This window comes from Streptomyces sp. Root1310, from assembly GCF_001426425.1.
Classification (GTDB): domain Bacteria; phylum Actinomycetota; class Actinomycetes; order Streptomycetales; family Streptomycetaceae; genus Streptomyces.
Genome location: NZ_LMEQ01000007.1, coordinates 1 through 24,530 on the forward strand (window position 1 = coordinate 1; position 24,530 = coordinate 24,530).

19 protein-coding genes and 2 pseudogenes are annotated in these 24,530 nt (G+C 71.3%); 9 read left to right on the forward strand and 12 right to left on the reverse strand.

From position 1 onward, the window contains the following. From ASD48_RS15390 to ASD48_RS15405, 4 genes and pseudogenes are all read left to right on the forward strand, one after another. A pseudogene (locus ASD48_RS15390) lies at positions 1 to 294 on the forward strand (crotonyl-CoA carboxylase/reductase); the annotation flags it as partial. Beyond that, positions 291 to 2,000: a 3-hydroxyacyl-CoA dehydrogenase family protein gene (locus ASD48_RS15395; RefSeq protein ID WP_063887447.1), complete on the forward strand. Its 1,710-nt coding sequence runs from the start codon at positions 291 to 293 to the stop codon at positions 1,998 to 2,000. The pseudogene ASD48_RS15390 and the gene ASD48_RS15395, both read left to right, overlap by 4 nt. A gap of 94 nt (positions 2,001 to 2,094) precedes the next feature. After that, the gene (locus ASD48_RS15400; RefSeq protein WP_057602171.1) at positions 2,095 to 2,694 is read left to right on the forward strand and encodes a hypothetical protein; all 600 of its coding nucleotides are present in this window, start codon (positions 2,095 to 2,097) and stop codon (positions 2,692 to 2,694) included. After that, entirely contained in the window at positions 2,687 to 4,237 is a 1,551-nt protein-coding gene (locus ASD48_RS15405; protein WP_199875802.1) for a DHA2 family efflux MFS transporter permease subunit, read from the forward strand. Before ASD48_RS15400 ends, ASD48_RS15405 begins: the two co-directional genes overlap by 8 nt. A 135-nt stretch (positions 4,238 to 4,372) precedes the next feature. Here ASD48_RS15405 and ASD48_RS15410 read toward each other — a convergent pair whose 3' ends face one another. The 3 genes from ASD48_RS15410 to ASD48_RS15420 form a co-directional block, all read right to left on the reverse strand. Then, positions 4,373 to 5,962: an acyl-CoA carboxylase subunit beta gene (locus ASD48_RS15410; RefSeq protein ID WP_057602172.1), complete on the reverse strand. Its 1,590-nt coding sequence runs from the start codon at positions 5,960 to 5,962 to the stop codon at positions 4,373 to 4,375. Positions 5,963 to 5,971: 9 nt separating this feature from the next. Next, positions 5,972 to 6,730 (reverse strand): alpha/beta fold hydrolase, encoded by a 759-nt coding sequence (locus ASD48_RS15415; RefSeq protein WP_057602173.1) that lies wholly within the window; start codon positions 6,728 to 6,730, stop codon positions 5,972 to 5,974. A gap of 257 nt (positions 6,731 to 6,987) precedes the next feature. After that, positions 6,988 to 7,701, reverse strand: coding sequence for a hypothetical protein (locus ASD48_RS15420; protein ID WP_057602174.1), 714 nt, complete (start codon positions 7,699 to 7,701; stop codon positions 6,988 to 6,990). A gap of 130 nt (positions 7,702 to 7,831) precedes the next feature. Here ASD48_RS15420 and ASD48_RS15425 point away from each other — a divergent pair, with 130 nt between their 5' ends. Beyond that, a complete protein-coding gene (locus ASD48_RS15425; protein ID WP_057602175.1) occupies positions 7,832 to 9,181 on the forward strand; it encodes a penicillin-binding transpeptidase domain-containing protein in 1,350 nt (449 codons plus the stop codon). Positions 9,182 to 9,270: 89 nt separating this feature from the next. Here the strand turns inward: ASD48_RS15425 and ASD48_RS15430 are convergent, their stop codons facing one another. From ASD48_RS15430 to ASD48_RS15440, 3 genes are all read right to left on the reverse strand, one after another. Then, positions 9,271 to 9,516 carry a DUF2283 domain-containing protein gene (locus tag ASD48_RS15430; RefSeq protein ID WP_057602350.1) on the reverse strand — a complete coding sequence of 82 codons (246 nt, stop codon included), beginning with the start codon at positions 9,514 to 9,516 and terminating at the stop codon, positions 9,271 to 9,273. A 662-nt stretch (positions 9,517 to 10,178) separates the two neighbouring features. Beyond that, complete coding sequence (locus ASD48_RS15435) at positions 10,179 to 10,943, reverse strand: MBL fold metallo-hydrolase (protein WP_057602351.1); 765 nt, start codon at positions 10,941 to 10,943, stop codon at positions 10,179 to 10,181. Positions 10,944 to 11,262: 319 nt separating this feature from the next. Beyond that, entirely contained in the window at positions 11,263 to 12,177 is a 915-nt protein-coding gene (locus ASD48_RS15440; RefSeq protein ID WP_057602176.1) for a LysR substrate-binding domain-containing protein, read from the reverse strand. Between the two features lie 715 nt (positions 12,178 to 12,892). Here ASD48_RS15440 and ASD48_RS15445 point away from each other — a divergent pair. Together ASD48_RS15445 and ASD48_RS15450 are read left to right on the forward strand one after the other, a co-directional pair. After that, the gene (locus ASD48_RS15445) at positions 12,893 to 13,711 is read left to right on the forward strand and encodes an FHA domain-containing protein (protein WP_199875804.1); all 819 of its coding nucleotides are present in this window, start codon (positions 12,893 to 12,895) and stop codon (positions 13,709 to 13,711) included. Beyond that, on the forward strand, positions 13,708 to 15,255 hold the full coding sequence (locus ASD48_RS15450) for a serine/threonine-protein kinase (protein WP_057602177.1): 1,548 nt from the start codon (positions 13,708 to 13,710) through the stop codon (positions 15,253 to 15,255). Before ASD48_RS15445 ends, ASD48_RS15450 begins: the two co-directional genes overlap by 4 nt. A 6-nt stretch (positions 15,256 to 15,261) precedes the next feature. Here the strand turns inward: ASD48_RS15450 and ASD48_RS15455 are convergent, their stop codons facing one another. The 3 genes from ASD48_RS15455 to ASD48_RS15465 all read right to left on the reverse strand — a co-directional run bounded on the left by ASD48_RS15455 (position 15,262) and on the right by ASD48_RS15465 (position 18,211). Next, positions 15,262 to 16,224: a M23 family metallopeptidase gene (locus tag ASD48_RS15455; protein WP_057602184.1), complete on the reverse strand. Its 963-nt coding sequence runs from the start codon at positions 16,222 to 16,224 to the stop codon at positions 15,262 to 15,264. 335 nt (positions 16,225 to 16,559) lie between these two features. Continuing rightward, complete coding sequence (locus ASD48_RS15460; RefSeq protein ID WP_057602186.1) at positions 16,560 to 16,976, reverse strand: hypothetical protein; 417 nt, start codon at positions 16,974 to 16,976, stop codon at positions 16,560 to 16,562. 446 nt (positions 16,977 to 17,422) lie between these two features. Further along, the gene (locus ASD48_RS15465) at positions 17,423 to 18,211 is read right to left on the reverse strand and encodes a hypothetical protein (RefSeq protein ID WP_057602188.1); all 789 of its coding nucleotides are present in this window, start codon (positions 18,209 to 18,211) and stop codon (positions 17,423 to 17,425) included. A 247-nt stretch (positions 18,212 to 18,458) separates the two neighbouring features. Here ASD48_RS15465 and ASD48_RS15470 point away from each other — a divergent pair, with 247 nt between their 5' ends. Together ASD48_RS15470 and ASD48_RS15475 are read left to right on the forward strand one after the other, a co-directional pair. Beyond that, complete coding sequence (locus ASD48_RS15470) at positions 18,459 to 18,773, forward strand: hypothetical protein (protein WP_057602189.1); 315 nt, start codon at positions 18,459 to 18,461, stop codon at positions 18,771 to 18,773. A gap of 86 nt (positions 18,774 to 18,859) precedes the next feature. After that, positions 18,860 to 21,010, forward strand: coding sequence for an MMPL family transporter (locus ASD48_RS15475; protein WP_057602191.1), 2,151 nt, complete (start codon positions 18,860 to 18,862; stop codon positions 21,008 to 21,010). A 765-nt stretch (positions 21,011 to 21,775) separates the two neighbouring features. Here ASD48_RS15475 and ASD48_RS15480 read toward each other — a convergent pair. The 3 genes and pseudogenes from ASD48_RS15480 to ASD48_RS45140 all read right to left on the reverse strand — a co-directional run. Further along, entirely contained in the window at positions 21,776 to 23,227 is a 1,452-nt protein-coding gene (locus ASD48_RS15480; protein WP_057602192.1) for a HAMP domain-containing sensor histidine kinase, read from the reverse strand. Further along, positions 23,224 to 23,907: a response regulator transcription factor gene (locus ASD48_RS15485; RefSeq protein ID WP_057602353.1), complete on the reverse strand. Its 684-nt coding sequence runs from the start codon at positions 23,905 to 23,907 to the stop codon at positions 23,224 to 23,226. Before ASD48_RS15485 ends, ASD48_RS15480 begins: the two co-directional genes overlap by 4 nt. Positions 23,908 to 24,088: 181 nt before the next feature. Next, positions 24,089 to 24,187, reverse strand: a pseudogene (locus tag ASD48_RS45140) (IS5/IS1182 family transposase); the annotation flags it as partial. Positions 24,188 to 24,530 lie beyond the last annotated feature (343 nt).

Here is a 24,530-nt window from a genome sequence, read left to right on the forward strand (position 1 = left end):
ATCGGCTCGCACTTCGCCAACTACCGCGAGGCCTGGGAGGCCAACCGGCTGATCGCGAAGGGCAAGATCCACCCGACGCTGTCGAAGGTGTACTCCCTCGAGGACACCGGGCAGGCCGCCTACGACGTGCACCGCAACCTCCACCAGGGCAAGGTCGGCGTCCTCGCGCTGGCCCCCCAGGAGGGGCTGGGCGTGCGCGACGAGGACAAGCGCGCCCAGCACATCGACGCCATCAACCGCTTCCGCGCAACGGCGGCCGCCCCTCGGCCGCGAAGGGGGGCACCGCAGTCATGACGCAGCAGACGCCCGTGATCGGGGTCATCGGTCTGGGGACGATCGGATCCGCGCTGCTCACGCTGTTGCGGGACGCGTCTCGCGAGGTGATCGGCGTGGACCACGACCCGTCCGTCCTGGCGCGGTTGAGCGGTCGGCTCGAAGCCGCCGACGCCGAAAGCGTGACCCTCACCGGGGATCTCGGCCGGTTGAGCCGCGCCGACCTGGTCGTCGAGGCGGTCGGCGAGGACGAGGCGGTCAAGACCGAGGTCCTGCGCCGCCTCCGTACCGTCTGCCGCGAGGAGACGGTGGTGGTCAGCACTACGGCCTCCGTGCCGCTGATCCGGCTCGCCGCCCTCTCCGGGCGCCCCGGGAACACCATGGGCCTGCGTTTCCTCACCCCGCCCCGCCCCGGCGGACCGGTGGAGGCGGTCCGCACGACGTTGACCTCACAGCACACCGCGACCGTCGTGGACAGGCTGGTGGGCGAGCTCGGTCTGACGCCGGTCAAGGTGGACACCCGCTGCGCCGCCGACGCCACCGCCCTGGTCCACGCCTACCTCAACCGAGCGGCTGCCCTGTACGAGCGTGGCGGCGCGAGCAGGGACGGCATCGACACCGCCATGCGCCTGGGCTGCGGCCTCCCCTTCGGACCGCTGGAACTGCTGGACCGCATCGGCATCGACTCGGCCCTGGCCACGCTCACCGACCTGCACCGGCGCACCGGCGACGCGTCCTTCCTGCCCGCCGGAATGCTGGGCAAGCTGGTCGGGCAGGGGCACCTGGGACGCAAGAGCGGCCGCGGTTTCTACGCGTACGACGACTCCGGACGGCCCGTGGACGCGGAGGAGTCCGTCGCCGTACCGGGCACGGCGGCCGGTGTGGACCGGGTCGCCGTCGTGGGGTCGGGGACGATGGCCCGGGGCATCGCGGAGATCACCTCGGTCGCGGGCATCCCGACGGTCCTGGTGGCGCGGAGCCAGGAGAAGGCGGCCCGGTCCCTGGCGAAGATCGGCGAGTCGTTGTCCCGCGGTGTCCTGCGGGGCCGGGTCACTCCCGCGACGAGGGCCGCGGCGCTGGATCTGCTCGACGGCAGCGACGACATCCGCGCGGTGAGCGACTGCGACCTGGTGATCGAGGCTGTGGTGGAGGACCTCGACGTCAAGCGGGCGCTCTTCGCCCGGCTCGGCGCGGCGTGCAAGCCCGGCGCGCTGCTCGCGACCACGACCTCCAGCCTGTCGGTCACCGCGTGCTCCGAGCCGGCCGGGCATGCCTCGGGGGTGGTCGGGATGCACTTCTTCAACCCGGCGCCGGTGATGCGGCTGGTCGAACTCGTACGCACCGACGACACCACCGACGAGGCGCTGGCCACCGCGCAGGCGGTCTGCGAGCGGCTGGGCAAGACGACGGTGCACTGCCGGGACCGGGTCGGATTCATCGTGAACTACCTCCTGTTCCCCTACCTGGGGCGGGCGCTGACACTGCTGGACCGGGACGGGGCCAGCGTCGAGGGCATCGACACCGCCGTCGAGCAGGGCTTCGGTCACCCGATGGGTCCGTTCGCCCTGCTCGACGCCATCGGCCTGGACGTCTCACTCGCCATCCAGCGTGAGCTGCACGCCGAGTTCGGCGAGCCGGACTTCGCGCCGTCGCCGCTCCTGGAACTGCTCGTGAGCGGCGGCTGGCTCGGCCGCAAGAACCGCAGGGGGCTGCGGACGGCGGGGTGAGCGCGGCGCGCGTCCTTGCGGTCCTCGCCTTTCACTGATTACAGTCATGACTGAAATTTGCAGTCATCAGCATGGGCTGTAGGAGGCGAGCATCATGATGTCGTCCGACGGCGGCGACCAGGCCGATCAGGCCGATCAGGACACCGACGCCGCGCGGGTCCGGAAATGGGTCGAGCAGGTCGGCACCTGGTTCATGCAGCAGTCCGGCTGGCCTCCGATCATGGGACGGACGCTGGCCTGGCTGATGGTCAGCGACCCGCCGGAGCAGAATCCCGCCCAGATCGCCGCCGCCGTACAGGCGAGCCGGGCCTCGCTCACCAGCACACTGCGGCTGCTGACCGAGGCCCGGATGATCCAGGCCGTCACCCGCAGCGGGGACCGTTCCACGTACTATCGCGTCGCGCCTGACGCCTGGTCCGCCATGCTCCGCCGACGGCTGGAGAGCATCGCCTCCTTCTCCGACATCACGGACGAGGGGCTGGGCCTGTTCCCGCAGGGCGCGCACCGGGCGGAACGCCTGCGCGAAGCGCACCGGGTCTTCGAGTGGCTCAACGTCGAGGCGGAACCGCTGCTCAAGCGCTGGGACGACGTACGCGACACCTTCACCCCCGATGACACGGCGACCGGCGCCGGTCCTGCGCCGGCGACGCCGCCCGCAGACCACCCCCCACGGAAAGAAGGACACCGTGACTAACGAGGACTCCCGCCGCTGGTGGGCCCTGGCGGCGATCGGCTTAAGTCTCCTGACCGTCAGTGTGGATGCCACGATCCTCAACGTCGCACTGCCGACGGTCAGTACGGAACTCGGCGCGTCGACCAGTGACCTGCAGTGGTTCGTCGACGCGTTCACCCTGGCCATGGCCGCCCTGCTGCTTCCGGCAGGTCTGCTCGGAGACCGGCTGGGCCGCAAGACCATGCTGATGGCCTCGCTGTTCCTCTTCGGCCTTGCCTCGCTGTGGTGCGCCTACTCCGGGTCCGCGGGCATGCTCATCGCGGCCCGGACGGTGCTCGGCATCAGCGCGGCGTTCCTCGTGCCGCTGTGCACCTCCGTGCTCCTCGACATCTTCGAGGGCGAGCACGAACGGGCGAAGGCCATCGGTGTCATCGCCGTAACCCAGTCACTGGGCCTCCCGCTCGGTCCGATCATCGGCGGCGCCCTGCTCAACCACTTCTGGTGGGGTTCGGTCTTCCTCATCAACGTGCCGCTCGTCGCCGTGGGCCTGCTCGCCGTGGCCCGCCTGGTGCCGTCCTCACGGGGTTCACAGCACGGCGCCATCGACCTCCTCGGCGTACTGCTCTCCAGTGTCGGCCTGGTCGCCCTCGTCTACGGTGCGATCGAGGCCGGCGAGAGGGGCTGGAGCGACCCTCAGTCCCTGCTGCCGCTGATCGGTGGCCTGGCACTGCTGGTCGTCTTCGTCCTGTGGGAGGTCCGGGTCGCGGTCTCCCGGGATCCCCTGCTGGACCTGTCCCTGTTCCGCAGCGCCGGATTCGTGTGGGGCTCGATCCTCGGCACCGTCGTCAGCTTCGCGATGTTCGGGCTCATCTTCGCCCTGCCCCAGTACTTCCAGGCGGTCGACGGGACGGACGCGCTGGGCACGGGCCTGCGGCTGCTGCCGCTGATCGGTGGGGTACTGGTCAGCGCCGCCGTCATCCGCAGCTCCCCCGAGGCCGCCCCCCGCGCGGTGCCCACGGCCGGTTTCGTCCTCGTCGCGATCGGCCTGTTCATGGGCACCAGGACCTCGCTCTCCACCGACTACGGGTTCGTGGCCCTCTGGCTCGTGATCACGGGGCTGGGTCTCGGTCTCGCCATGACCCGGACGATGGCGGCGGCGGTCAACTCCCTGTCCAAGGAACGCTCCGGCGTCGGCTCCGCGGTCGTCTCGGCACTGCGTCAGGTGGGCGGCGCGGTGGGTGTGGCGGTGCTCGGCACGATCGCCAACGCGAGCTACCGGTCGCATCTGACGCTCCCCGGCCTGCCCGATGACGCGAAGGAGGCCGCCCGGCGCAGCGTCGGAGCCGGGGTGGCGGTGGGCGAGCAGTTGGGAAGCCCCGCCGTCGTGCGCTCCGTGCAGGACGCCTTCGTCCACGCGATGCAGTCCCTTCTCGCGGTGTGCGGCGGTATCGCCGTGGTCGCCGCGGTGCTGGCCCTGCTGTTCATGCCGAAGCGGGCGGCCGGTACAGAGCCGCACAGCGAGGGCGACGAGCAGGGGTCCTCGGCGCTCCGGAAAGCCGCCTGAGGCGCTGTCCGGCGGCCTCCTGAGCCTCTGCCGACCGGCGGGGCGGGAGGCAGCCGACGGCCGGAGGGGCTGGAGCGCCCGTGTGGCCCGGCCCCTCCCCTCGTCCCTCCTCCCAGGCGTGCGCCCGGGTTCCGGTCACATCGGCGGGTTGCCGTGCTTGCGCAGCGGAAGGTCGGCGTGCTTGTGCCGGAGCATGGCGAACGAGTCGATCAGGACCCGGCGGGTGTCGGCAGGGTCGATCACCTCGTCCACCAGCCCACGCTCGGCGGCGTAGTAGGGGTGCATCAGTTCCGACCGGTACTCCTTGATCAGACCGGCGCGCACGGCCTCCGGGTCCTCCGCCTGCGCGATCTCCTTGCGGAAGATCACGTCGGCCGCGCCTTCGGCGCCCATCACGGCGATCTCGTTGGTGGGCCAGGCGAAGGTCAGGTCGGCGCCGATGGACTGGGAGTCCATGACGATGTACGCGCCCCCGTAGGCCTTGCGCAGCACCACGGAGACGCGGGGGACGGTGGCGTTGCAGTAGGCGTACAGCAGTTGGGCGCCGTGCCGGATGATGCCGCCGTGCTCCTGGCCCGTGCCCGGCAGGAAGCCGGGCACGTCCAGCAGCGTCAGCAGGGGGATGCTGAAGGCGTCGCAGAGCTGAACGAAGCGTGCGGCCTTCTCGGACGCGGTGATGTCCAGGGCGCCGGCCAGGTGCTGCGGCTGGTTGGCGACGATGCCCGTCACATGGCCGTCCAGCCGGGCGAGGGCGCAGACGATGTTCGGTGCCCAGCGCTCGTGGACCTCCAGGAATTCCCCGTCGTCGACGAGTTCCCGGACGACCTCCCGCATGTCGTACGCGCGCGTGCCGTCGGCCGGCACCAGGTCCGCCAGCGCGTCGGTGCGGCGGTCGGGCCGATCGTCGCCCGCCGCGTACGGCGGGGTCTCCCGGTTGTTCTGCGGGAGCAGCGAGAGCAGATAGCGGACGTCGTCGAGGCAGGTCTCCTCGTCGTCGTGGGCGAAGTGGCACACGCCCGAGGTCTCGGCGTGCACGTCCGCGCCGCCCAGCCCGTTGTGCGTGACCTTCTCGCCGGTGACGGCCTGGACCACGTCGGGTCCGGTGATGAACATCTGCGAGGTCCCGCGGACCATGAAGACGAAGTCCGTCAGCGCCGGGGAGTAGGCGGCGCCGCCCGCGCAGGGCCCGAGCATCACGCTGATCTGCGGGATGACGCCGGAGGCCGCGGTGTTGCGCCGGAAGATGCCGCCGTATCCGGCGAGCGCGGTGACGCCTTCCTGGATCCTGGCTCCGGCGCCGTCGTTGAGGCTGACCAGCGGGGCTCCGACCGCTCTGGCCCGGTCCATCACCTTGTGGATCTTCTCGGCGTGCGCCTCGCCGAGCGCACCGCCGAAGATGCGGAAGTCGTGGGCATAGACGAAGACGGTGCGGCCGTGGACCGTGCCCCAGCCGGTGAGCACGCCGTCGGTGTACGGCTTGTTCACCTCCAGCCCGAAGCCGGTGGCCCGGTGCCGGCGCAGGGGTTCCAGCTCGACGAACGTTCCCTCGTCCAGCAGCAGTTCGATGCGCTGACGGGCCGTCAGTTTTCCTTTGGCGTGCTGCGCGGCAGTCGCCCGTTCGCCCGGACCGCTCCGGACGGTCTCCCGCAGTGCGTGCAGGGCGGCGACCCGGCCGCGCGCGTGCCGTGCGTCCCCCAGGCCAGGGCCCGCGCTCTCCTCGGGCATCCCGGGCCCCTACTCGGACGAGCCGTCGATCAGGCCGGTGATCTCCCGCATCACCGCCTGGGCATGGGAGTTGAGGAAGAAGTGCCCGCCGGGGAAGACCCTGAGCCGGAAGGGGCCCGTGGTGTGCTCCCGCCATGCCTCGGCCTCGTCGAGGGTGACGTGCGGGTCGCGGTCGCCGGTGAGGGCGGTGACGGGGCAGCTCAACGCGGGTCCCGGCCGGTAGCGGTAGCTCTCCGCGGCCCGGTAGTCGCTGCGTACGGCGGGCAGGATCATCCTGACGATCTCCTCGTCCTCGAAGACCCGGGACTCGGTGCCCTCCAGCCGTTTGATCTCGCTGATCAGGCGTTCGTCGGAGGCGAGGTGGACCTGTTCGTCGCGGTGCCGCGAGGGCGCGCGCCGACCGGACGCGAACAGCCCCAGCGCGGTGTGTCCGCTGCGCTCCAGCCGGAGGGCGACCTCGAAGGCCAGCGTGGCGCCCATGCTGTGGCCGAACAGGGTGAAGGGCCGGTCGAGCCAGGGTCGCAATTCCTCGCTGACGAGGTCGGCGAGGGTGTCCATGTCGTCGATGCAGGGTTCGACGCGCCGGTCCTGGCGGCCGGGGTACTGGATGGCGAGTACGTCCACGGCGGGCGACAGGGCCTGGGCGACCGGGAAGTAGAACGTGGCCGAACCACCTGCGTGCGGAAAGCAGATCACCTGCGTCGCAGCTTCCGGCTCCGGGTGGAAGCGCCGGACCCAGGCGCTGGTCGGGGTGGACGGTGCCGCCATGTCGTTCGGTGTCCTTTCGTCGCGGGCAGACGCGCGTTCTGCGGGTACCCGTCACCGAATCCTCGGGCTCCCGGATCACTCTCGAGTGAAGCCACGAAACCCCCCACTCACCAGAGGGGACCCACCCCTAAAAGCCGCCTCTCAGCCCCTAATACCGCGACGCCGCCACCGCGGCCGCGCGCGCCTCCCGACCCGGCGACGCCGTCCGAAACCGGAAGCGGGTGGGCGTCCCGCATCCTGTGGCGCGCGTGGTGCGTCTACTCCCGCGCGAGCCACAGGCGGCCCAGGCTCCTGGCCGCGCGCAGGGCGACGACACACGCGCCGAGATAGGCGGCGACGACTGCCGCGAAGGCCAGATGCCAGGTGAAACCGGCCCCCGCCGAGTAGTCCCCCGTCCCCATCCACGCGAAGCAGCCCAGGATGGTCTCGAACACCACCAGGACGGCGATCGACAGACCCCACGGCATGGCCGGGATGCCGATCAGGAAGGCCAGGAAACCCAGGTTGGGACTCCCGCGGTGGACGGCCGCGATCAGCACCACGGCCAACGCCGCGATGAGATAGCCCTTCGTGAAGGCGTTCCACTGCAGCCAGTCCACGAGCGATGCGGCGTCCCGCGTCTGCAGTTCCAGGAAGTCGTGCCCGGACTTCTGGTAGGCGAAGGCGATCAGATTGCCGATGACGAGCACACCGGTCAGCCAGCCGCACAGCACCAGCGCGAGCAGAAGCGAGAGCCCCACGGCCGCGGTGATCTGCGTCGCGGACATCTCGACCAGCCGGACATGGGCGTCATGAGCCACCCCGCCCAACCGGCGGACCAGCGTCACGGTCGACCTGATGGTGCCCAGCCAGGCGGTGACCAGGACGTACAGCAGGTACACGGTGACGGCGACGCCCGGCCCGAAGACGCCGTGGACGGCGAACGCCCACAGGTCCTCGGGTTGGGGAATGCCCTGCAAGAACGCGTCCACGAGCTCGACTCCTCGCCCCCCGCCCCCATCGGACAGGGCGCACTGCACCGATGCTGACACGATGGGACCGCGAGCGAGGCAACCTGGCTCAACTGCCCTTCCGTTGGATGACTTTCTCTAGGATGCGGCAATGCACACCACCACGAGAGAGGCGCTTCGCGTCTCGGGGGTTCTCGTTGCGCTCGCCGTTGTGACCAGCGGCTGCAGCCAGGACACGCACACCGGCACCGGGGACGGGTCCCCGGCGGAGCACGCCTCCCCGTCCGCGTCCAGACGCGGACTGGGCGACATTCTCGTCGGCGGGAAAGCCGCCACCGGCTCGCAGCCCACGAACCTCCCGAAGGCCCCCTACCAGCGCACCTATACCGACGGTCGCCTCTATGCGCCCGTCACGGGCTACCGGTCGATGGCTTACGGCCGCGCGGGCCTCGAGGCCCTGTACGACGACTCGCTGAGCGCCGGGGCGCAGGGTGACGTCGCGACGACCATCGAACCCGCCGTCCAGAAAGCCGCGTTCGACGCGCTGGGTGACCGGCAGGGCGCCGCGGTGGCTCTCGACGCGGAGTCCGGGAGGCTTCTCGCCCTGGTGAGTACGCCTTCCTACGACCCGGGGCAGTTCAGCGGCCGCGGAGTGAAGGACGCCCAGGCGTGGAGGTCAGCCACCGCCGACAGCCGATCGCCGATGCTCAACCGGGCGCTGAAACAGGCCGATGCGCCGGGCGCGACCTTCAGCGTCGTCGTCGCGGCCGCCGCCCTGGACGAAGGCCTCTACGCGACGGTGGACGACGCCACCGTCAGCCCGCTCACCTATGTGCTGCCCCTCTCGACGACGCGCGTGACCGGCGCGTCGTCGCAGTGCGAGAACGCCGCCATCGGACTGGCGTTGCACCGCTCCTGCGCCAACGTGTTCACCAAGCTGGCCGCCGAGCTCGGTCAGGACCGACTCCGCGCCGCGGCACGGAAGTTCGGCTTCGACGACGACACGCTCAAGGTGCCCTTGACGGTCGCCGAGAGCAGCTACCCCGGTGACGGCACGACGGCACCCGAAGCGGCCCTCACGGGGATGGGAGCCGGGGACGTCCGGGCAACTCCGCTACAGATGGCGCGAGTCGCGGCCGCGGTCGCCAACGGCGGGCGGCTGGTGTCCCCCCGGCTGGTGGAGGGGGTGACGAAGGCCGACGGCACGACGCAGCTGCCCGAGGCCGCCGACGCTGGTTCTGCCGGGCAGGCGATGTCCCGGGGCACGGCTGAGGCGTTGCGGGCGGCACTCGGTTCCGGCGGACAGGCGGGGTGGGTCCCCAGCGGTGACGGCGACCTGGCCGCCTCGTGGTTCATCGGCTCCGCGCCGTCGGGCGACGGACGGCGCGTTGCCGTGGCGGTCCGGGTCGAGGGCCTGCCGTCGACGGCCGGCGCCGAGGAGTCCGCCGGCGGACGGGCAGCGGCCGAGGCGGCGGAGAAGATTCTCGCGAGCGTCTCCTGACCGGGGCCACCTGCGCCACGGCGCCGCACCTCCGGCACCGAGCGGACGCCCGGCCCGCACCGGGCCGATGCCGAACGAGACGGTCCTGCTCACGCACCCTCGGTGTCCAGCCGCTCCGCGGACCGGATCAGGTACTCGGGCAGTTTTGAACTGGCCGCCAGCACCTCGATGCCGATGAGGCGGCCCTGGTCGTCGAAGTCGAGGTTGATCATGCCGTCGACGTCCACCGGATCGCAGGGGTACATGTGCGCGGACTTCACGCGGGCCTGCGGTTCGGTGAGGTATATGTACGCTGCGTTCACGGTCTTGTCGTAGGTGACTCTGACGTCTGTCACGGTGAGCGGTCTCCCCTTGCTGTCGTTGACGGTGGCGCTGTCCTTGTCCGTGCCTCCGGCCACAGCGACCTCAGGTTGCCCTGGCAGGACGCGGGACAAGGACGGCCTCGACGATGTCGGGGATGTGGGCAGTGCCGCAACGGAGTTTGCGCAGGAGCCGTCGCAGTTCGGAGCCCGGAGCCTGCCTCGGCGGAGTCGTCCGACGCGGCAGCCGGGTGATGAGCGTGGGTGACGCCGTATCAGGAGCGGCTGCCACGCGGGCAACCGTCGGTGCATGCGTGTCCGGACGTCGCCCTGACGCGGTTGGCAGGTCCGACCCTGCCGAGTGCGACACCCAGAGCATCGGCGGCCACCGCCGTCCGGCGCAACCGCTGCCGCCGCGTTGGCCACGATGGAACCATCCCAGCCCACCTGACGTGCAGGTATGCGAGTGCCTGGGATACGGGATCGCATACGGGCGAGGCGCGACGGGCGACAGGCGACAGGCGACGGTGTCGACCACTTACGGCCGCCGTCTCTGCCGCCGACCGCCGACCACCGGCCACCGGCCGCGGACCGGGCGAGTCTCCCCGGAGGGCGGTGAGAGCGGCCGCGAGCCGTGCGGGGCGGGTCTGGCACATCGCGGCCGCCTCCTCGTCCCTGGCCCGGTCCGCCTGCCGGCCCTACCGCCCTCGGGCCTGTTCAAGGTTCGACCGGTGGGGGCCGAGGAGCCAGTCCGCGTGCGGTCCCAGACGCGCGTCGACCGGTTCCGCTCCCCGCCGGAGCGCGTCGACGTAGGCACGATCGGCGGCGAGACGCGCCGCCACCTCGGGGCCTTCGGCAACGGCTCCGTGGCCGGGGACCACTACATCGACGTGACCGACCGCCTCATCCAGCCGGTCGAGTGCGGCCTCGTAGGCTCCCACCTGATCGTCTTGGCGGAAGTCGAAGAGCGGGATCAGGACGTCGGAGAGCATGTCGCCGGCGAGCAGGACGCCACGGTCCGCGAGGAGGACCGCGGCGTGGCCGACAGCGTGCGCCCGGTGCTCGATGATCTCGCCCGGCATCCGTCCGCCGTCCGCGGGCAGCGGGGTGACCAGCGCGACCAGGTCGAGGGGGATGCCGGACGCGCTCTCCGCCGCCATCGCCCGCGCCCGCTCTCGGGCCTGACCGGCAAGGTGGGCGGCGGAGGGGGTGGCGTAGCGCGGAACGTCGCCGAACCGGGGATGCCAGAGCAGGTGGTCCCAGTGGGGATGAGTGCAGAACCCGGCGACCACCGGAATGCCGAGCCGGTCCACGTCATCGGCGAGCAGGTTCAACTCGGAGCCGTCGATGCCGGGATCGATGAGGATCAGCCCGTCCTCTCCGCGCACCACGATGGAATTGGTCCACACCCACTCGCTCTGACGGACCCAGACTCCGTCGGCCACCTGATTCAGCTCGCCCATCTTCACTCCCATCGGTTGGTCACCGTGCTGAGACTGCGATCCTCTGCCGAATTCATCGATCTCAGCGTCTTCTGGGCGCGATGTCGTGGTGGAGGTCGGAAAAGGCTGTCGCCGACGTTCGGGTCATCCGCTGATCAGCCGTCCGCAGGGTGCGTCGCCCGGATCCTGACTACGGGGAGGACGAGCGCCCCGCGCCCCCGGCGCCCCCCCCCCCCCCCCCCCCCCCCCCCCCCCCCCCCCCCCCGGGGCCGTACGCCCACTTGGCCGATGGTAGGAGTGCTCCGGCGTTCACCTCGTCGGCCTCCCTGCACCGCCGGCTTCAGAGAGCGGCTAGGGCCGCCCTCCGTACGGCGGCGATGCCGGGTTCGTCGCGCCGCTGGGCGAGCCAGGCCAGGGCGGCACTGCAGGGGGTGAGATCGGTGACGTCGATGTAGCGGATGCCGGGGCGGGGGAACAAGTCGCGTGCGGCCGCCGGGAGGAAGCACATCGCCTCGCCGCCGGCCACGGCGTGCAGCAGGGACTCCATGTCGGTCACCACCGGTCCGTACCGCACGGGGCTGCCGTCGGGCCGCGGGTCCACCGCCCAGAAGTCCCACCACACCCGCGGCACCTTCTCGGGCATGGCGACGACGGGCCGGCCGGCGAACTGCGCCAGGGTGGCGCTGGGCAGAGCGGCCAGCGGATCGTCGGCGGGAAGGCAGGCCACGCGGGGCTCGGCGGCGAGTTGACGCACCTCGATGCCGTCCGGAACGGGCGGTCGCAGGAACATCACGTCGACCTCCTGCCGGACGAGAGCGGCGAAGTGGTCCGCGAAGTTGAGGCTGACGACCTGCACGGTCATCCCAGGGTGCCGGTCCAGCAGGGTGCGCAGGACGGCGCGGGTGTGCGGCATCGCGGCCTCGGCCCCGATGGTCCCCACGACGAGCCGGCCCGAGATCTGGCGTGCCTGGGCGTCGGCGATCCTGCGCACCCGGGCGATGGCGTCGACGGCCGCTCGCGCCTCGGGGACCAGGGCCCGCCCGGCGACGGTGAGAGCGACCGCACGGCTGTTGCGCTCGAACAGCCGTAACCCCAGGCGTTGTTCCAGGTCCCGGATCTGCTGGCTGAGCGCGGACTGCGTGATGAACAGACGGGTGGCGGCGCGCCCGAAATGGAGTTCCTCGCTGAGTACCACGAACAGGCGCAGCTGATGGACGCTCGGTTCCGCAGGCCTCTCGGATCCCGTGGCGGCTATGGCAGTTGCCCTCTTTCCTCGTTCATGAGGATTACCTTATCGACGCGATGGGATTCCGCATGCCTGCATCCCATGACAACGCGGGTGCTGCCGTGTGAGTGTTCTGAGCGCTGCCCCGGTCGCAGGACTGACCCTCCTGGCTCGGTGCCGGGCGCTGCCGCACCCGCTCGTAGCAGGGAATCAGACGGGGGACCGACCTTGAACGCGACCAGTACACCGCCGCAGTACCACCGCCGATCCGCAGGCTCGATCCCCACCCGGAGGGACGCGCGGCGGACACCGCGCGCGGGCACGGTCTGAGGACTGCTCCGCCCCGCACCACGAGTTCCGCACCCATGACCGCCCCCGTACGTGCCGGACGCCCGGCCGGACCGGACCGCCCTCCCCCGGGCCGATGCGGCACGCCCCCGGCCGCCTGCGGTACACGCCGACGGCATGCGCCGCATACCTCCCCAACGGCCTTTCACGAGAGCCGAGTTCACCCCTCGAACCCGACTCCGCCGAGAGCGCCCACGGCCGGGAACCGGTACGGCTGCCATCGCCTCTTAGGAACCGGAACGGGCGGAGCCTTCGACCGTCCCGCAACGTCGATCAAGCGGCTACCGCGTTCCGTTCGCATCCGAGCCCCGCGCCCGGCCGGGCCGAACCCCCACAGCTCGCGCACACCGTCCGGACGGGGACGGTGCGCCAGGATTCCGAGGAGGAGAAGGAGACCATGAGCGGCGTACTGGTTCACCTGCCGTCGGACGGGAGTACGAAGATCCCGCCCGCGTCGGAGCCGGTGAGTCTTCGGCTCGGGCCGGGGGACGTCGCCCGCTTCGGGCGCGGCTCCGCGTCCGTCCCCGTCGATCTGCGGATGGCGAATCCAGCCGTGTCCCGGCTCGCCGGAGAGATCCGGGTGACGGAGGACCACTGGCAGTTGAGCAACCTCAGTACGAACCAGACCTATCTGGTGGAGAACCCTGAAGGGGCTGGGGAGTATTTCAGGGTCCCGCCCCGCAGGGCCGGAGCACCCGTGCCCTTCGAGTTCGCACGTGTCCTGCTGCCCGCCCGGGGTGCCGCCGTGAGTTTCCAGGTGTTCGCCCCCGATCACGTGTACCTCGGCGCGAGCGGCACGGCGGGCCTGACGGGCCTGACGGGCCTGACGGGCACCGGAACGCTCGCCGGCTTCTCCCTGGACGAGACCTCCACGTACTTCCTCGTCCTGGTCGCGCTCTGCGAGCCGCGGCTGCGCGACGAGTCCACTGTGGCGGTGGCGACCACCCCCCAGATCGTGGAGCGGCTGCGGGACCAGCCGGGCTGCGAGCGGCTGACCAACCGGGCGGTCAGCTCCCACATCGACTATCTGGCGGACGAGAAGCTGCGGATCACCGCCCCGGCGATGCCCGGACCGGCTCAAGGCGGGCGGCACAACGGCAAGCGCGAGGCGGTGGCAGGGCTCGCCCTGCGCTTCGGGCTCGTGCGCGAGGAGCACTTGGCGCTCCTGCCGTCGAGGAGATCGTCGCTCCACCGGACGGGGGTGGCCGGAGGGTGAGCAGCGGATCCGTGGAGGTGGTTCCACACGGCTACCGGGTCGGTGAGTGGGAGGTCACCGGACTGATCGGGGCGGGTGGATGGGGGACGGTGTACGCGGCCAGGCGCGTCGGCGATCCGGACGGCGGCGGTGACGGCGGGCACGGCGGCGACGGCGTCGACGCCGGGTCGGCCGCGCACGGGGAGACGGCCCCGTCGGAGGTCGCCCTCAAGTTCCTGCCCACGGCCGGGCTCGCGCCGCGACAGGCACGCGGGCTGGTGGAGACCGCCCGGCGCGAGACCGAGCTCAGTCGGCGCACCCGGCATCCCCGGCTGATCAGGCTCTTCGACTCCCTCACGCTCGACGAGTCCGCCGGTTCGGCCTTCGACGGGGCCGTGGTGCTCGTCATGGAGCGGGCCGAGCGAAGCCTGCGCGAACGCCTGGAGGCTTCGTCCCCCTCCGCCCCCTCCGGTCGGGGCGGCCCCTCGTCGCCCGCTGCGCGGACCTCCACCCCGTCGGGCGAGACACCGCTGTCGGAGCGAGAGGGAGCCCGGCTGCTCACCGAGATCTGTGAGGGGCTGGCGCACCTGCACGAACTGGGCTGGGTGCACGGGGACCTCAAGCCCGACAACGTCCTGATCATGGCGGACGGGTCGGCGCGGCTGGCGGACTTCGGTCTCTCGGTGGAGCTGACCGGCACCCACGCCTACATCCCGCCCCTGGGCACCCCCGACTACCTGCCGCCGGAACGCTGGCAGGCGTCGCTGGGCGAACGGGGCGTACAAGTGCGGCAGAGCACCGACATCTGGGCACTCGGCGTGATGATCCACCAGGTCTTCACCGGAGGCGCCTCGCCGTTCCCCGGGGCCACGCCCGCGGCCCGCGGAGCCGCCGCCCAGGAGTACGCCGACGGACGCGCACCGCTGCGCATGGACCTGCGCGTGCCGCCCTTCTGGCGCGATCTGGCCGCCGACTGCCTCAGTCCGGCACACACCGACCGTGCCGCGCACACCGTCGCGAGTCTGCTGGACCGCATCCGGGCCGAGCGGCAGCGGTCAGCGGCGCCTCCCGGGGCCCGCAACAGACACACGATCCTGGCCACCGCCGCGCTGCTCGTGGCGGCCGGCGGCGTGGGCACCGTCGGGTGGCTCCAGTACGACGACGACCAGCGGTCACCGGGCAGCGGCTCCGGGGCCGGGCGAGGCGCTGCGACGGCGAGCATCGTGCCGAACGCGCGCGTCAAGGTGTACAACGCCGAGCGGTCGTGCCACCGGCCCGGCGAGCGGGACAACCTGTGCAGCCTCGGCCTCGCGATCGACCCCCTGCTGCCGTACGACATCGACAACGTCGTGCTGACGAGGGTGTGGGACGGTGACGTCCTGACCGCCGACTGCCGGCTCCCCCAGGGGATGCCGGTCGCCGACGAGGCGGGAACGCGCTCGGTGCAGTGGTACAGGGTGCGCCTCACGGCGGAGAAGGGCCGGACCACGGCCTGGCTGCCGGCGGTGCGGACGAAGGATCGTCCGGCACTGGCGGAGTGCCCCGCCCGGCCCTCTGCGGGCTGACCCCGTTCAGCACAGCCGGATGTCGCGCCCCTCGTTGTCCTTCGCCTCGTCGTTGCCCCAGCGCTGGAGGTAGTACGCGGAGATGTACGCGCGGCCCGAGCCGCCCGGCACCACCTGGTCGAGGTCGGTGAGCAGCCACCAGTGGTTGTAGGAGTTCCCCACGCGCACCTCGTCGCCCGCCTTCTTGCACAGCACGTAGTTGGTGCCCTTGAGCAGCTTGCCCTGCACCGCACATCGGGGGCTGGTGTCACCGACGCAGTCGACCGCCGCGTAGCCGGGGGCGTCGGCGAAGGTGTCCACCCAGAACCGCTCCGGAGCGGGGTTGCCGCCGCAGGCGTTGGTGCTGGTGACTCGGGGGAAAGGCCCGGCGGGGGAAAGCCGGTACTCGGTGCCCTGGAGCACCGGGTGCACCATCTCGTCCGTCTCGCCGTTGTTGTCGCCGTTGGTGTCGTACTGCTGCTCGTAGTGCAGGTGCGCCGAGGTGGTCCCGACCAGTCCGAGCCTGCCGAGCTGCGCGCCGGAGGAAACCTGCTGGCCAAGACGTACATCGATGCGGTCCATGTGGAGATACACGGAGAACCAGCCGCCTCCGTGATTGATCTCCAGGCCTCCGGGTTCGAAGAACTCGGTGACCGTTCCGGCGGCCGAGGCGACGACCGAAGCGCCGAGGGTCTGCCCCCCGACGCGGTACATGTCGAGCTTCTTGTCGTCGGGAGCGTGTCCCTCGTACGTCTGCAACTGCCAGGTCTCGCCGCAGGCGAAGGGCAGCCGGAAGTCGGGCCGGGCGGCCGCGGTCGTCTGCGTCGCCGACGTCGCCTGCGTCGGTGTGGCGGCCGCCGGTGTCGCCCCGGAAGCCGCCCACCACCCGAACACGGCGAGGACGGCGGCGACGACGAGGACGAACGGCTTGGGCAGCGGCGACCCGAAGGCGCGCGTGCCGCGGGCGCGTCTGGTGGGGGGTGTGCGCATGGAATCCCCTTCTTGCCGCCCGGCTCGGTGCCGAGCGGTCGTTTCGTACTGTGCTCGTGATCCGGGGCGGGCCGGGGCGGACGAGGGATGCCACCCCCGGACGGAGGACGTCAGCACTGGCCCCCGGGCGGAGGACGCCGGCACTGGCCCCCGGACGGGGGACGCTGGCACTGGTGGGTGACGGGTGACGCCTCCGGTCGTGACGCCCTTGAGGCGGATGCCGCTGCCGGAGCCGACCCGCCCGCGCAGACACTCCGTGCCGATGGCGCGAGGTGGCCGCGGCCGAGACCGGCCCCACCGGGGCGTGCGTCCCGGTGGGGCCGACGGGTGCCGTGTCAGCAGCGCCGCAGGCCATACCTGCTCGGGTCGGCGTCGAACCAGCTGGGAGTGAACACCCAGTCGGCCGGCACATAGCCCTCCCGCCCGTCACTGCTCCAGTCGGGCACCGTGCGGTACCAGGTCGTGTTGCCACCGCCGTGCAGTCCGCCCGGCGACCAGCAGGTGAAGTAGCTGAACGTCGACTGGAGCAGGCCGGTGATGGGACTCTCGTGGAACGGCTCCGCGCGGGTCGGTGCCTGACCGCTGTTCCCGCACCACAGCCGGTTGTCGTGAGCGCGCACGCCGCACTCGGCGGCCGCTGCTGCCGCTGGTGCGGACGTCGCGGCCTGGGCCGAGGGAGCGGCCAGAATCCCGACCAGCGCGGCGGCGACCGTGACGGATGCCGCGGTCGCCTTGATGTGTTTCACGATCATGGTTTCTCCTTCGTCGTCCACGGGCGCCTTCCGGGGCAGGGCTGTGGCTGGGCAGGTTCCGGCCACGTGCGCGCCACGAGATCGCCGTCACCGGCTCCCCGCCACGGCGGCTGGACCGGTGCCCGGAACGTATCCGTGGCAACGCGGGGAGCGGCATCCGGAAGATTCCGGAGTGACACGGCTGCGGTGACAGGCCATCAGCCCCTCCCCCACGCAGCGGCGGACCCGTCGCCGTACCTCTGCGACGCGGGGAGCGCCGAGCCGCCCGAAGATCCTGGGGACGCCTGCCGGGCACGCCCTGACTCACACCGACGGAGTGGCCAACCCCACTTGGGCATCAGCCGGTTGCATCCGATCTGGAACCGCCCGTCCTCATCGGTGTCATGGCCGTGCGTCTCTCCGTACTCGCGCACCGAATGGGTCGTGTTGCCGATGATGGCCCGAGGTCAGTGGAGGTCCACCTGGAAGGGGTGGCGGTGGTCGTCGGGGCAGGTGAAGACGCGGAGGTCTCCCCACCGGCCGACGACAACTCCTGTCTCGTCGTCGCTGGCCACGGTGAACAGGAGGGTCATGGCCGCACCGCAGTCATCACAGGCGATGGCCGTGGGGTGCGTCAGGTGCCAGGTGGGCCAGCCGCCGAGTTTCCAGCCGGCGAGGCGCGTGATGACGTCACCGCCGTCGCCGGTGTCACGGACCAGTTCCTCCAGCCGCGGACGGAGCTCCGCGGGCAGTTCCTCACGGAAGGGGAAGTCGGTCACGTGCTCGGCGGAGATGGCGCACGTCCGGGGCAGGTAGCCGTCCACGTCGTACCGCGAGGGCGAGGGCGGGATCGTCAGCCGGCTGGTCACGTCAGCGGCTCGACGCCATCGAACCTCGATCACAGGGCTGACGTCCGCCTGCTGGGCTGGAGGATCCCAGTGTTCGTTGGGACACCAGAGAATCTGCAGGACGTCGATGCCGTCGGGCCACCAGGGTCCCGGCGCGTCGCGCCGGAAGACCTGCGCGACCGGCACCATGGCCGTGGCAGGCGCGCCGTCAGGGCTGTCCTCGTCGGGCAAGGAGCACTCGGGCCACGGTTCGCCGGCCGGCCACAGCAGTGGTCCGCCGATCGAACTCTGCCGGCAATCCGGCTCAGCCCGCTCGGGGTGGAGCACGACCGCTTCGCGCGCGTAGGGGGCGAGTTCGGGGAGCACGGCGAGTATCGCTTCGGTCGATGGTCTGGGGGCGCGCGTCATCGTGTCTTCCGGTCAGCTGGTCGTGGATCGCTCGCAGCGTATAGGCCACCTGTGACAGCGCGGGGGTTCCCCCTCACGGATCATGAGGGGGCCACAGCCGAATCGGCCCAGCCGTGGCATCGCCGTGAAAGGCGTACGTCCAAGACCGTGAACTGGCTGGCCGCCCGGGGCCGAGACGGCGATCGTACGGCCGGTTGAAGCGGCAAGGCCTCGTAGAGGCTGCGTTCGGGAGGCGGTCTTCCTCCACGTGAGGCTTCGTCAGGGTGAAGGGCTCGCCGAGCTCATGGAGGTGATCGAGCGGTTCACCCCGCTCGCCCGGTCGTTGGCGCCGTCGGCGGCCGTTGCCCAGGTGGGCAGGCTCTGCGGCTGGTCGGCGTCGGCCCGGTCGGTCTGGCGCAGCGGCTGCGGCTTCAGGCGGCCGCTCTGTACGGACCGGGTGGACGTCGAAGCCTTGCTGATCCGGCCCGACGGCTGTGTCGCCTGGGCCTTGCCTACCGGGCAGGACCTCGACGCCACCACGCTGGTGCGTGCGCTGGGCACATGGTTCGGCCAACCGGCCTGAGCACCGTATTAACAGTCGCCTCAGGTTCGCTCGGTACGAAGTAGGCATCCAGATAAGCGATGTAACCCGTATGCAGGAGGCTAGTGATGGCAGTCAACGCAGCGCCGTCCGGGGAAGCGCCGACCGGTCGGTTGGCAGGCCGGTGGGTGCCGTGGTTGGTGATTGGCTTGTGGCTGGTGCTGGCGGCGGGCATGGTGCCGCTGAGCGGAAAGTTGAGCTCGGTCACCACCGACAGCGCCGTAGACACCCTGCCGGCCAGTGCCGAGTCCACCAAGGTGGCGGCGCTGGACGACAGTCTTCCCGGCGGTGACAACAACACGTTCGTCTTCGTGTACCACCGCGTCGGCGGCATGACCGACGCGGACCGCGCGACGGTCAAGCGCCACTACAACACCCTTGCCAAGCAGTACACGCCTAAGGCGAAGGCGGCGGCCGACGAGGACGACGAGGGCTCACCGACGAGCCCCTCCACCGACCGCAAGGCGATGATGTTCACCCTCGATGTGAGCACGACCTACGGCGCACCGGAGGACCTCGTCGGCCCGTTGCGTGACGCCGCGAAGGACCGCCCCTCCGGCCTGGAACTCGACGTGACCGGCCCGGGCGCGATCGACGGCGACATGGATGCCGTCTTCGACGGCATCGACGTGCAGGTCCTCCTCACCACCATCGTCGTCGTCACGCTCCTGCTCATCCTCACCTACCGCAGCCCGGTGTTGTGGATCATCCCGCTGGTGGCCGTTGGCGCGGCCGCACTGACCTCGATGGCGACCGTCTACCTGCTCGTCAAGGGCTTCGGCATCGTGGTCAACGACCAGAACTCGGCGCTGCTGACGATCCTGGTATTCGGCGTCGGCACGGACTACGCGCTGTTGCTCATCGCTCGATATCGGGAGGCACTGCACCACCATGAGAACGTCCGGGTCGCGATGGTCCACGCGCTACGCGGCGCGGCGCCGGCCATCGTCGCGTCCGCGGCCACCGTGGTCGCCGGCCTGCTCTGCCTGCTCGTCGCGGACCTGAACAGCACCAGCGGGTTGGGCCCGATCGGTGCGGCCGGCATCCTGTGCGCGCTGGTGGCCATGCTGACGCTGTTCCCTGCGGTGCTCGTGGTCCTCGGCAGGCGGATCTTCTGGCCGGCCATCCCGAGGCTCAGCATGGCCGTGGAGGAGAGGCCGGGGCTGTGGGGACGGCTCGGCACCGCCATCAGCCGCCGCCGGTGGGTGGCGACGCTCGGCTCGTTCGGAGTCCTCGGCGTGCTCGCCCTCGGGCTGGCGGGCAACACCGGCGCCCTGCGGGAGCAGGACCAGTTCCTGTCCGCGCCGGAGTCGGTCACCGGCTTCACCGTTCTCCGCGAGCACTTCCCGGAGCTCGGCGGCCAGCCGATGACGATCTTCACGCGGCCGGCGCACCAGGATCGGGTGCTCGACATCGTCAAGCGCACTCGCGGTGTGGCCCAGGCCATCCCGGAGCAGACCAGCGGTGGCTGGGCCAACATCTCCGTGTTCCCGAAGGACGCGCCGGACACCGCCGCGGAGTACGACACGATTCTGCGGGTGCGCACCGCCGTGCACGCGGTGAGCGGGGCGGAGGCGATCGTCGGCGGGCCCAGTGCGGAGAACCTCGACACCGAGGTGACCACCAAGCGCGACGAGAAGCTGGTGATCCCGCTGGTGCTCGCCGTCGTCCTGATCGTCCTCGGGCTGCTGCTGCGCGCGATCCTGGCCCCGCTGGTCCTGATGGCCACCGTGATCGTCTCATTCGCCGCAGCCTTCGGCGGCAGCGTGTTCGTCTTCGACACGATCCTCGGGTTCAAGGGGGTCGACTATTCGGTGCCGCTGCTGGCATTCCTGTTCCTGGTGGCACTCGGCGTCGACTACAACATCTTCCTGACCAGCCGGGCCCGGGAGGAGACCGTGCGTCTCGGCACCAGAGAGGGCATGCTCAAAGCCCTCTCGGCCACCGGCGGCGTCATCACCTCGGCAGGCCTGGTCCTGGCTGCCACGTTCGCGGTCCTCGCCACACTTCCGCTGGTGATGCTGATCGAGGTCGGGTTCCTGGTCGCCTTCGGCGTGCTGCTCGACGCCCTGCTGGTGCGGTCGGTCCTGGTGCCCGCCCTCACCTTGCTGATCGGCCGGCGGATGTGGTGGCCTAGCCGGCTGTCCCGTCCAGCGGCGGAGCTGCCGGACGGTCAACAGCCGCTCGCCGACGACGAGGAGCCCGCGCTGCAACGGTGAGCGCGGCGGCACGGACGAGATCCGGGACGGGGCCCCAGGCCCGTCCCGGATCTTTTTCATGGGCCCGACGGTCGCCGCCCTTTGGTCCTGCGCCACGCGCCGGGCTGGGGTCGGCGCATCGCGGTGTCCTGCCCCGTGGTGGGCCGCATTGTCCTACGCCGTGCGGCCGGGGCTGAGGTCGGCGCTCCATGTCCTGCCCGGTGGTGGGCCGCGCGGGCCATTGCCCGACGGTCGCCACCCTTTGCTCCTGCGCCGTGCGGCCGGGGCTGAGGTCGGCGCATCGCGGTGTCCTGCCCCGACGGTGAGCCGCGNCCATTGCCCGACGGTCGCCACCCTTTGCTCCTGCGCCGTGCGGCCGGGGCTGAGGTCGGCGCATCGCGGTGTCCTGCCCCGACGGTGAGCCGCGCGGGTCCATGCCCGACGGTCACCGCCCTTTGGTCCTGCGGCGTGCGGCCGGGGCTGAGGTCGGCGCACCGCGCACCATGTCCTGCCCCGACGGTGAGCCGCGCGGACCATTGCCCGACGGTCGCCACCCTTTGCTCCTGCGCCGTGCGGCCGGGGCTGAGGTCGGCGCATCGCGGTGTCCTGCCCCGACGGTGAGCCGCGCGGGNCGGGCCATTGCCCGACGGTCGCCACCCTTTGCTCCTGCGCCGTGCGGCCGGGGCTGAGGTCGGCGCATCGCGGTGTCCTGCCCCGACGGTGAGCCGCGCGGGTCCATGCCCGAGGGCCGCCGCCCCTTGTCCTGCGCCGCGCCGCCGGGGCGGGTCAGCGCACCGCGGTGTCCTCCCCGGCGGTGAGCCGCGCGATAGGGGCGGGCGGGGCGGCGGCCGGAAGGTCGACCCGAAGCAGCGCGCCACCGCGGGCGGAGCGGGCGACGGCGGCTCGGCCGCCGTGGGCGTCGACGACCCGCTGCACGATCGACAGCCCCAGACCGGATCCCGGCAACGCCCGGGCGCTGTCGGCACGGTAGAACCGGTCGAACACCCGCGGTACGTCGGCGGCGTCGATGCCCGGCCCGGCGTCGTCGACCTCGAGCACCGCCGACGCGCCCTCGGCACGGAGCCGGACCTGGACCGGCTGGTCCGCGGGGGACCACTTGCCGGCGTTGTCGATGAGGTTGAGCACCGCCCGCTCGAGCGCAGCGGGGCGCCCGCTCACCCACACAGAGGTCACGTCGAGCGCGACCTCGATGTCGGGCACGCGGGAACCCGCCCGGGTCGCGGCGGCCACCACCACGTCGGCGAAGTCGAGCACCTCGGTGCTCTCGTCGCTGACGTCACCGCGCGCCAGGTCGGTCAGCTCGGCGACAAGGGTGCTCAACTCGGCCACCTGGGCGCCGAGATCATTGAGCAGCCGGGTCCGGCTCTCCGCCGGCAGTGCGCTGTCCAGGGTGCCACGCCGATCGAGCCGGATCAGCAGCTCGACGTTGAGGCGCAGGCTGGTGAGCGGGGTCTTGAGCTCGTGAGCGGCGTCCTCGGCGAGCAGCCGCTGGGCCCGCCGGGAGTCCCGGAGCGCGGCGAGCATGTCGTTGATCGACTGGATCAGCCGCCGGATCTCCCCGCCGCCCTCGTCCGGGATGTCGGCATCGAGATCCCGGGTGCGCGCGACACGTACCGCGGCGGCGGTCAGCCGGTCGATCGGTGCCAGGCCGGTCCGGGCCACGGTCCGCCCGACAAGGGCGCCACCGACCACGCAGAACAGCCCGATCAGCAGCATGCCCAACCCGAACCGGTTGATCGGGCTGTCGTCGACGACGCGGGCCACCTGGACCGCGCCGTCGCCCGCCCGCAGCGTGTAGATGACGTAGCCGTCCTCGTCGCTGTCGTTCGACTCCATCAGGTCGGCCGACGCGCCCTGCGCCACGCGCCCGGCGTCCTCGCTGACCGGGGGCAGCGCGGGTTGGCCGGCCGGCGTCCGGATCGAGCCGTCGGGCAGGATGACCCGCACCAGCCGACCGGATCCGGGATACGGCGGTAGCTGGACCTGCGCCAGACCGGCGCGCTCCGCGTTCGTCGCCAGGACACGGGAGTCGGCGCGCAGCTGACTCTCGGCGGTGTCCTTCAGCTCCCAGTCCAGCAGCTGGCTGGCCACCTGGAAGGCCACGAACACGCTGACCGCGATGGCCGTCGCCGCGATCACCGTCAGCCTGGCCCGCAGGGACCACCGGCGCCACCATCGGGTCAGCCGGCGCGGTTCCCGGCCGGCGTACCTGCTCACGGAGGAGTCTCCCGCAACGTGTAGCCCAGGCCGCGCAGCGTGTAGATCAATCGCGGCTCACCCTCGGCCTCCATCTTGCGGCGCAGGTAGCTCACGTATACCTGGAGGTTGTTGGCGGTGGAGCTCATGCCGAAGCCCCAGATCGCCTCGAACAGCGCGTCGCGGGTCACGACGCGGGTCGCGTTGCTCACGAGGACCTGCAGGAGGGAGAACTCGGTCCGGGTCAGGCGCAGCGGCCGCGTGCCCCGCCACGCCTCGAACCTGTCGGGATCGAGCCGGACATCGGCGAACGACAGGATCTGCGACTCCTCGTCGGTCGACGTGCGCCGGCGCAGCAGGGCCCGCACCCGGGCCAGCAACTCCTCGGTGGCGAACGGCTTGGGCAGGTAGTCGTCGGCGCCCGCGTCCAGCCCCGCGACCCGGTCGGAGACCTGGTCACGGGCGGTCAGCATCAGCACCGGCAGATCCCGGCCCGCGGCCCGCAACCGCCGGCAGGTCTCCAGCCCGCCGAGGCGGGGCATCATCACGTCGAGGAGCAGCAGATCCGGCGCGTCGCCACCGACCCCGTCGAGCACGGCGAAACCGTTGGCGACGGTGCTGGTGTCGTAACCCTCGACCTGGAGCACCCGCTCCAGCGACTCACGGATGGCCGCCTCGTCATCCGCGATCATGATCCGCACGCCGGCCCGCCCCCTCCAGTCGATCATTTTGCCGCTCATTGTCCCCGATCAACCTGAGGCCAACATTAGAGCGTCGCCGCTTGTGGTGCCCGCGGGCCGTGCTCTTACGGATGCCCAAGATCGTGTCCTGCGTGGTGAGGCGGACGAGGCGCTTGTAGCAGCAGACGGCGGCGGCAAGTCCGAGAAATGCCAGGTAGTTGCGGGGCCGGCGCTCGTAGCGGGGACTGAGTCTGCGGTAACCGGACAGCCATGACATCGCGCACTCGATCACCCACCTCCGACGCCCTCATCGCTCGCTGGATTCGATGCCTTTCCGGGCGATGCGAACTCCGATGCGTTTCCATCGGAGCCATCTGCGCAGGTCGGCGCGGTCGTAGGCTTTGTCTGCGTGCAGGCGCTGGGGCTTGAAGTTGTATGGAGAACGCCTTGTGGGACCGGCTGTCCGCGGCCGGAGAGGGCAGGAGCCTGCGATGGCACCGAGCCTGCTTGGCTTTCTCGCCAGGCGTGGTGTCGGCGTGCAGGCAGTGCATTACCTCTGTACCTCTGTCGACACCAACAGCCTCGGCGCCGATCCCCGGCCCGGTCGTCATCGCCTGTCACGACCAGCGCGTCAATTCCGTACG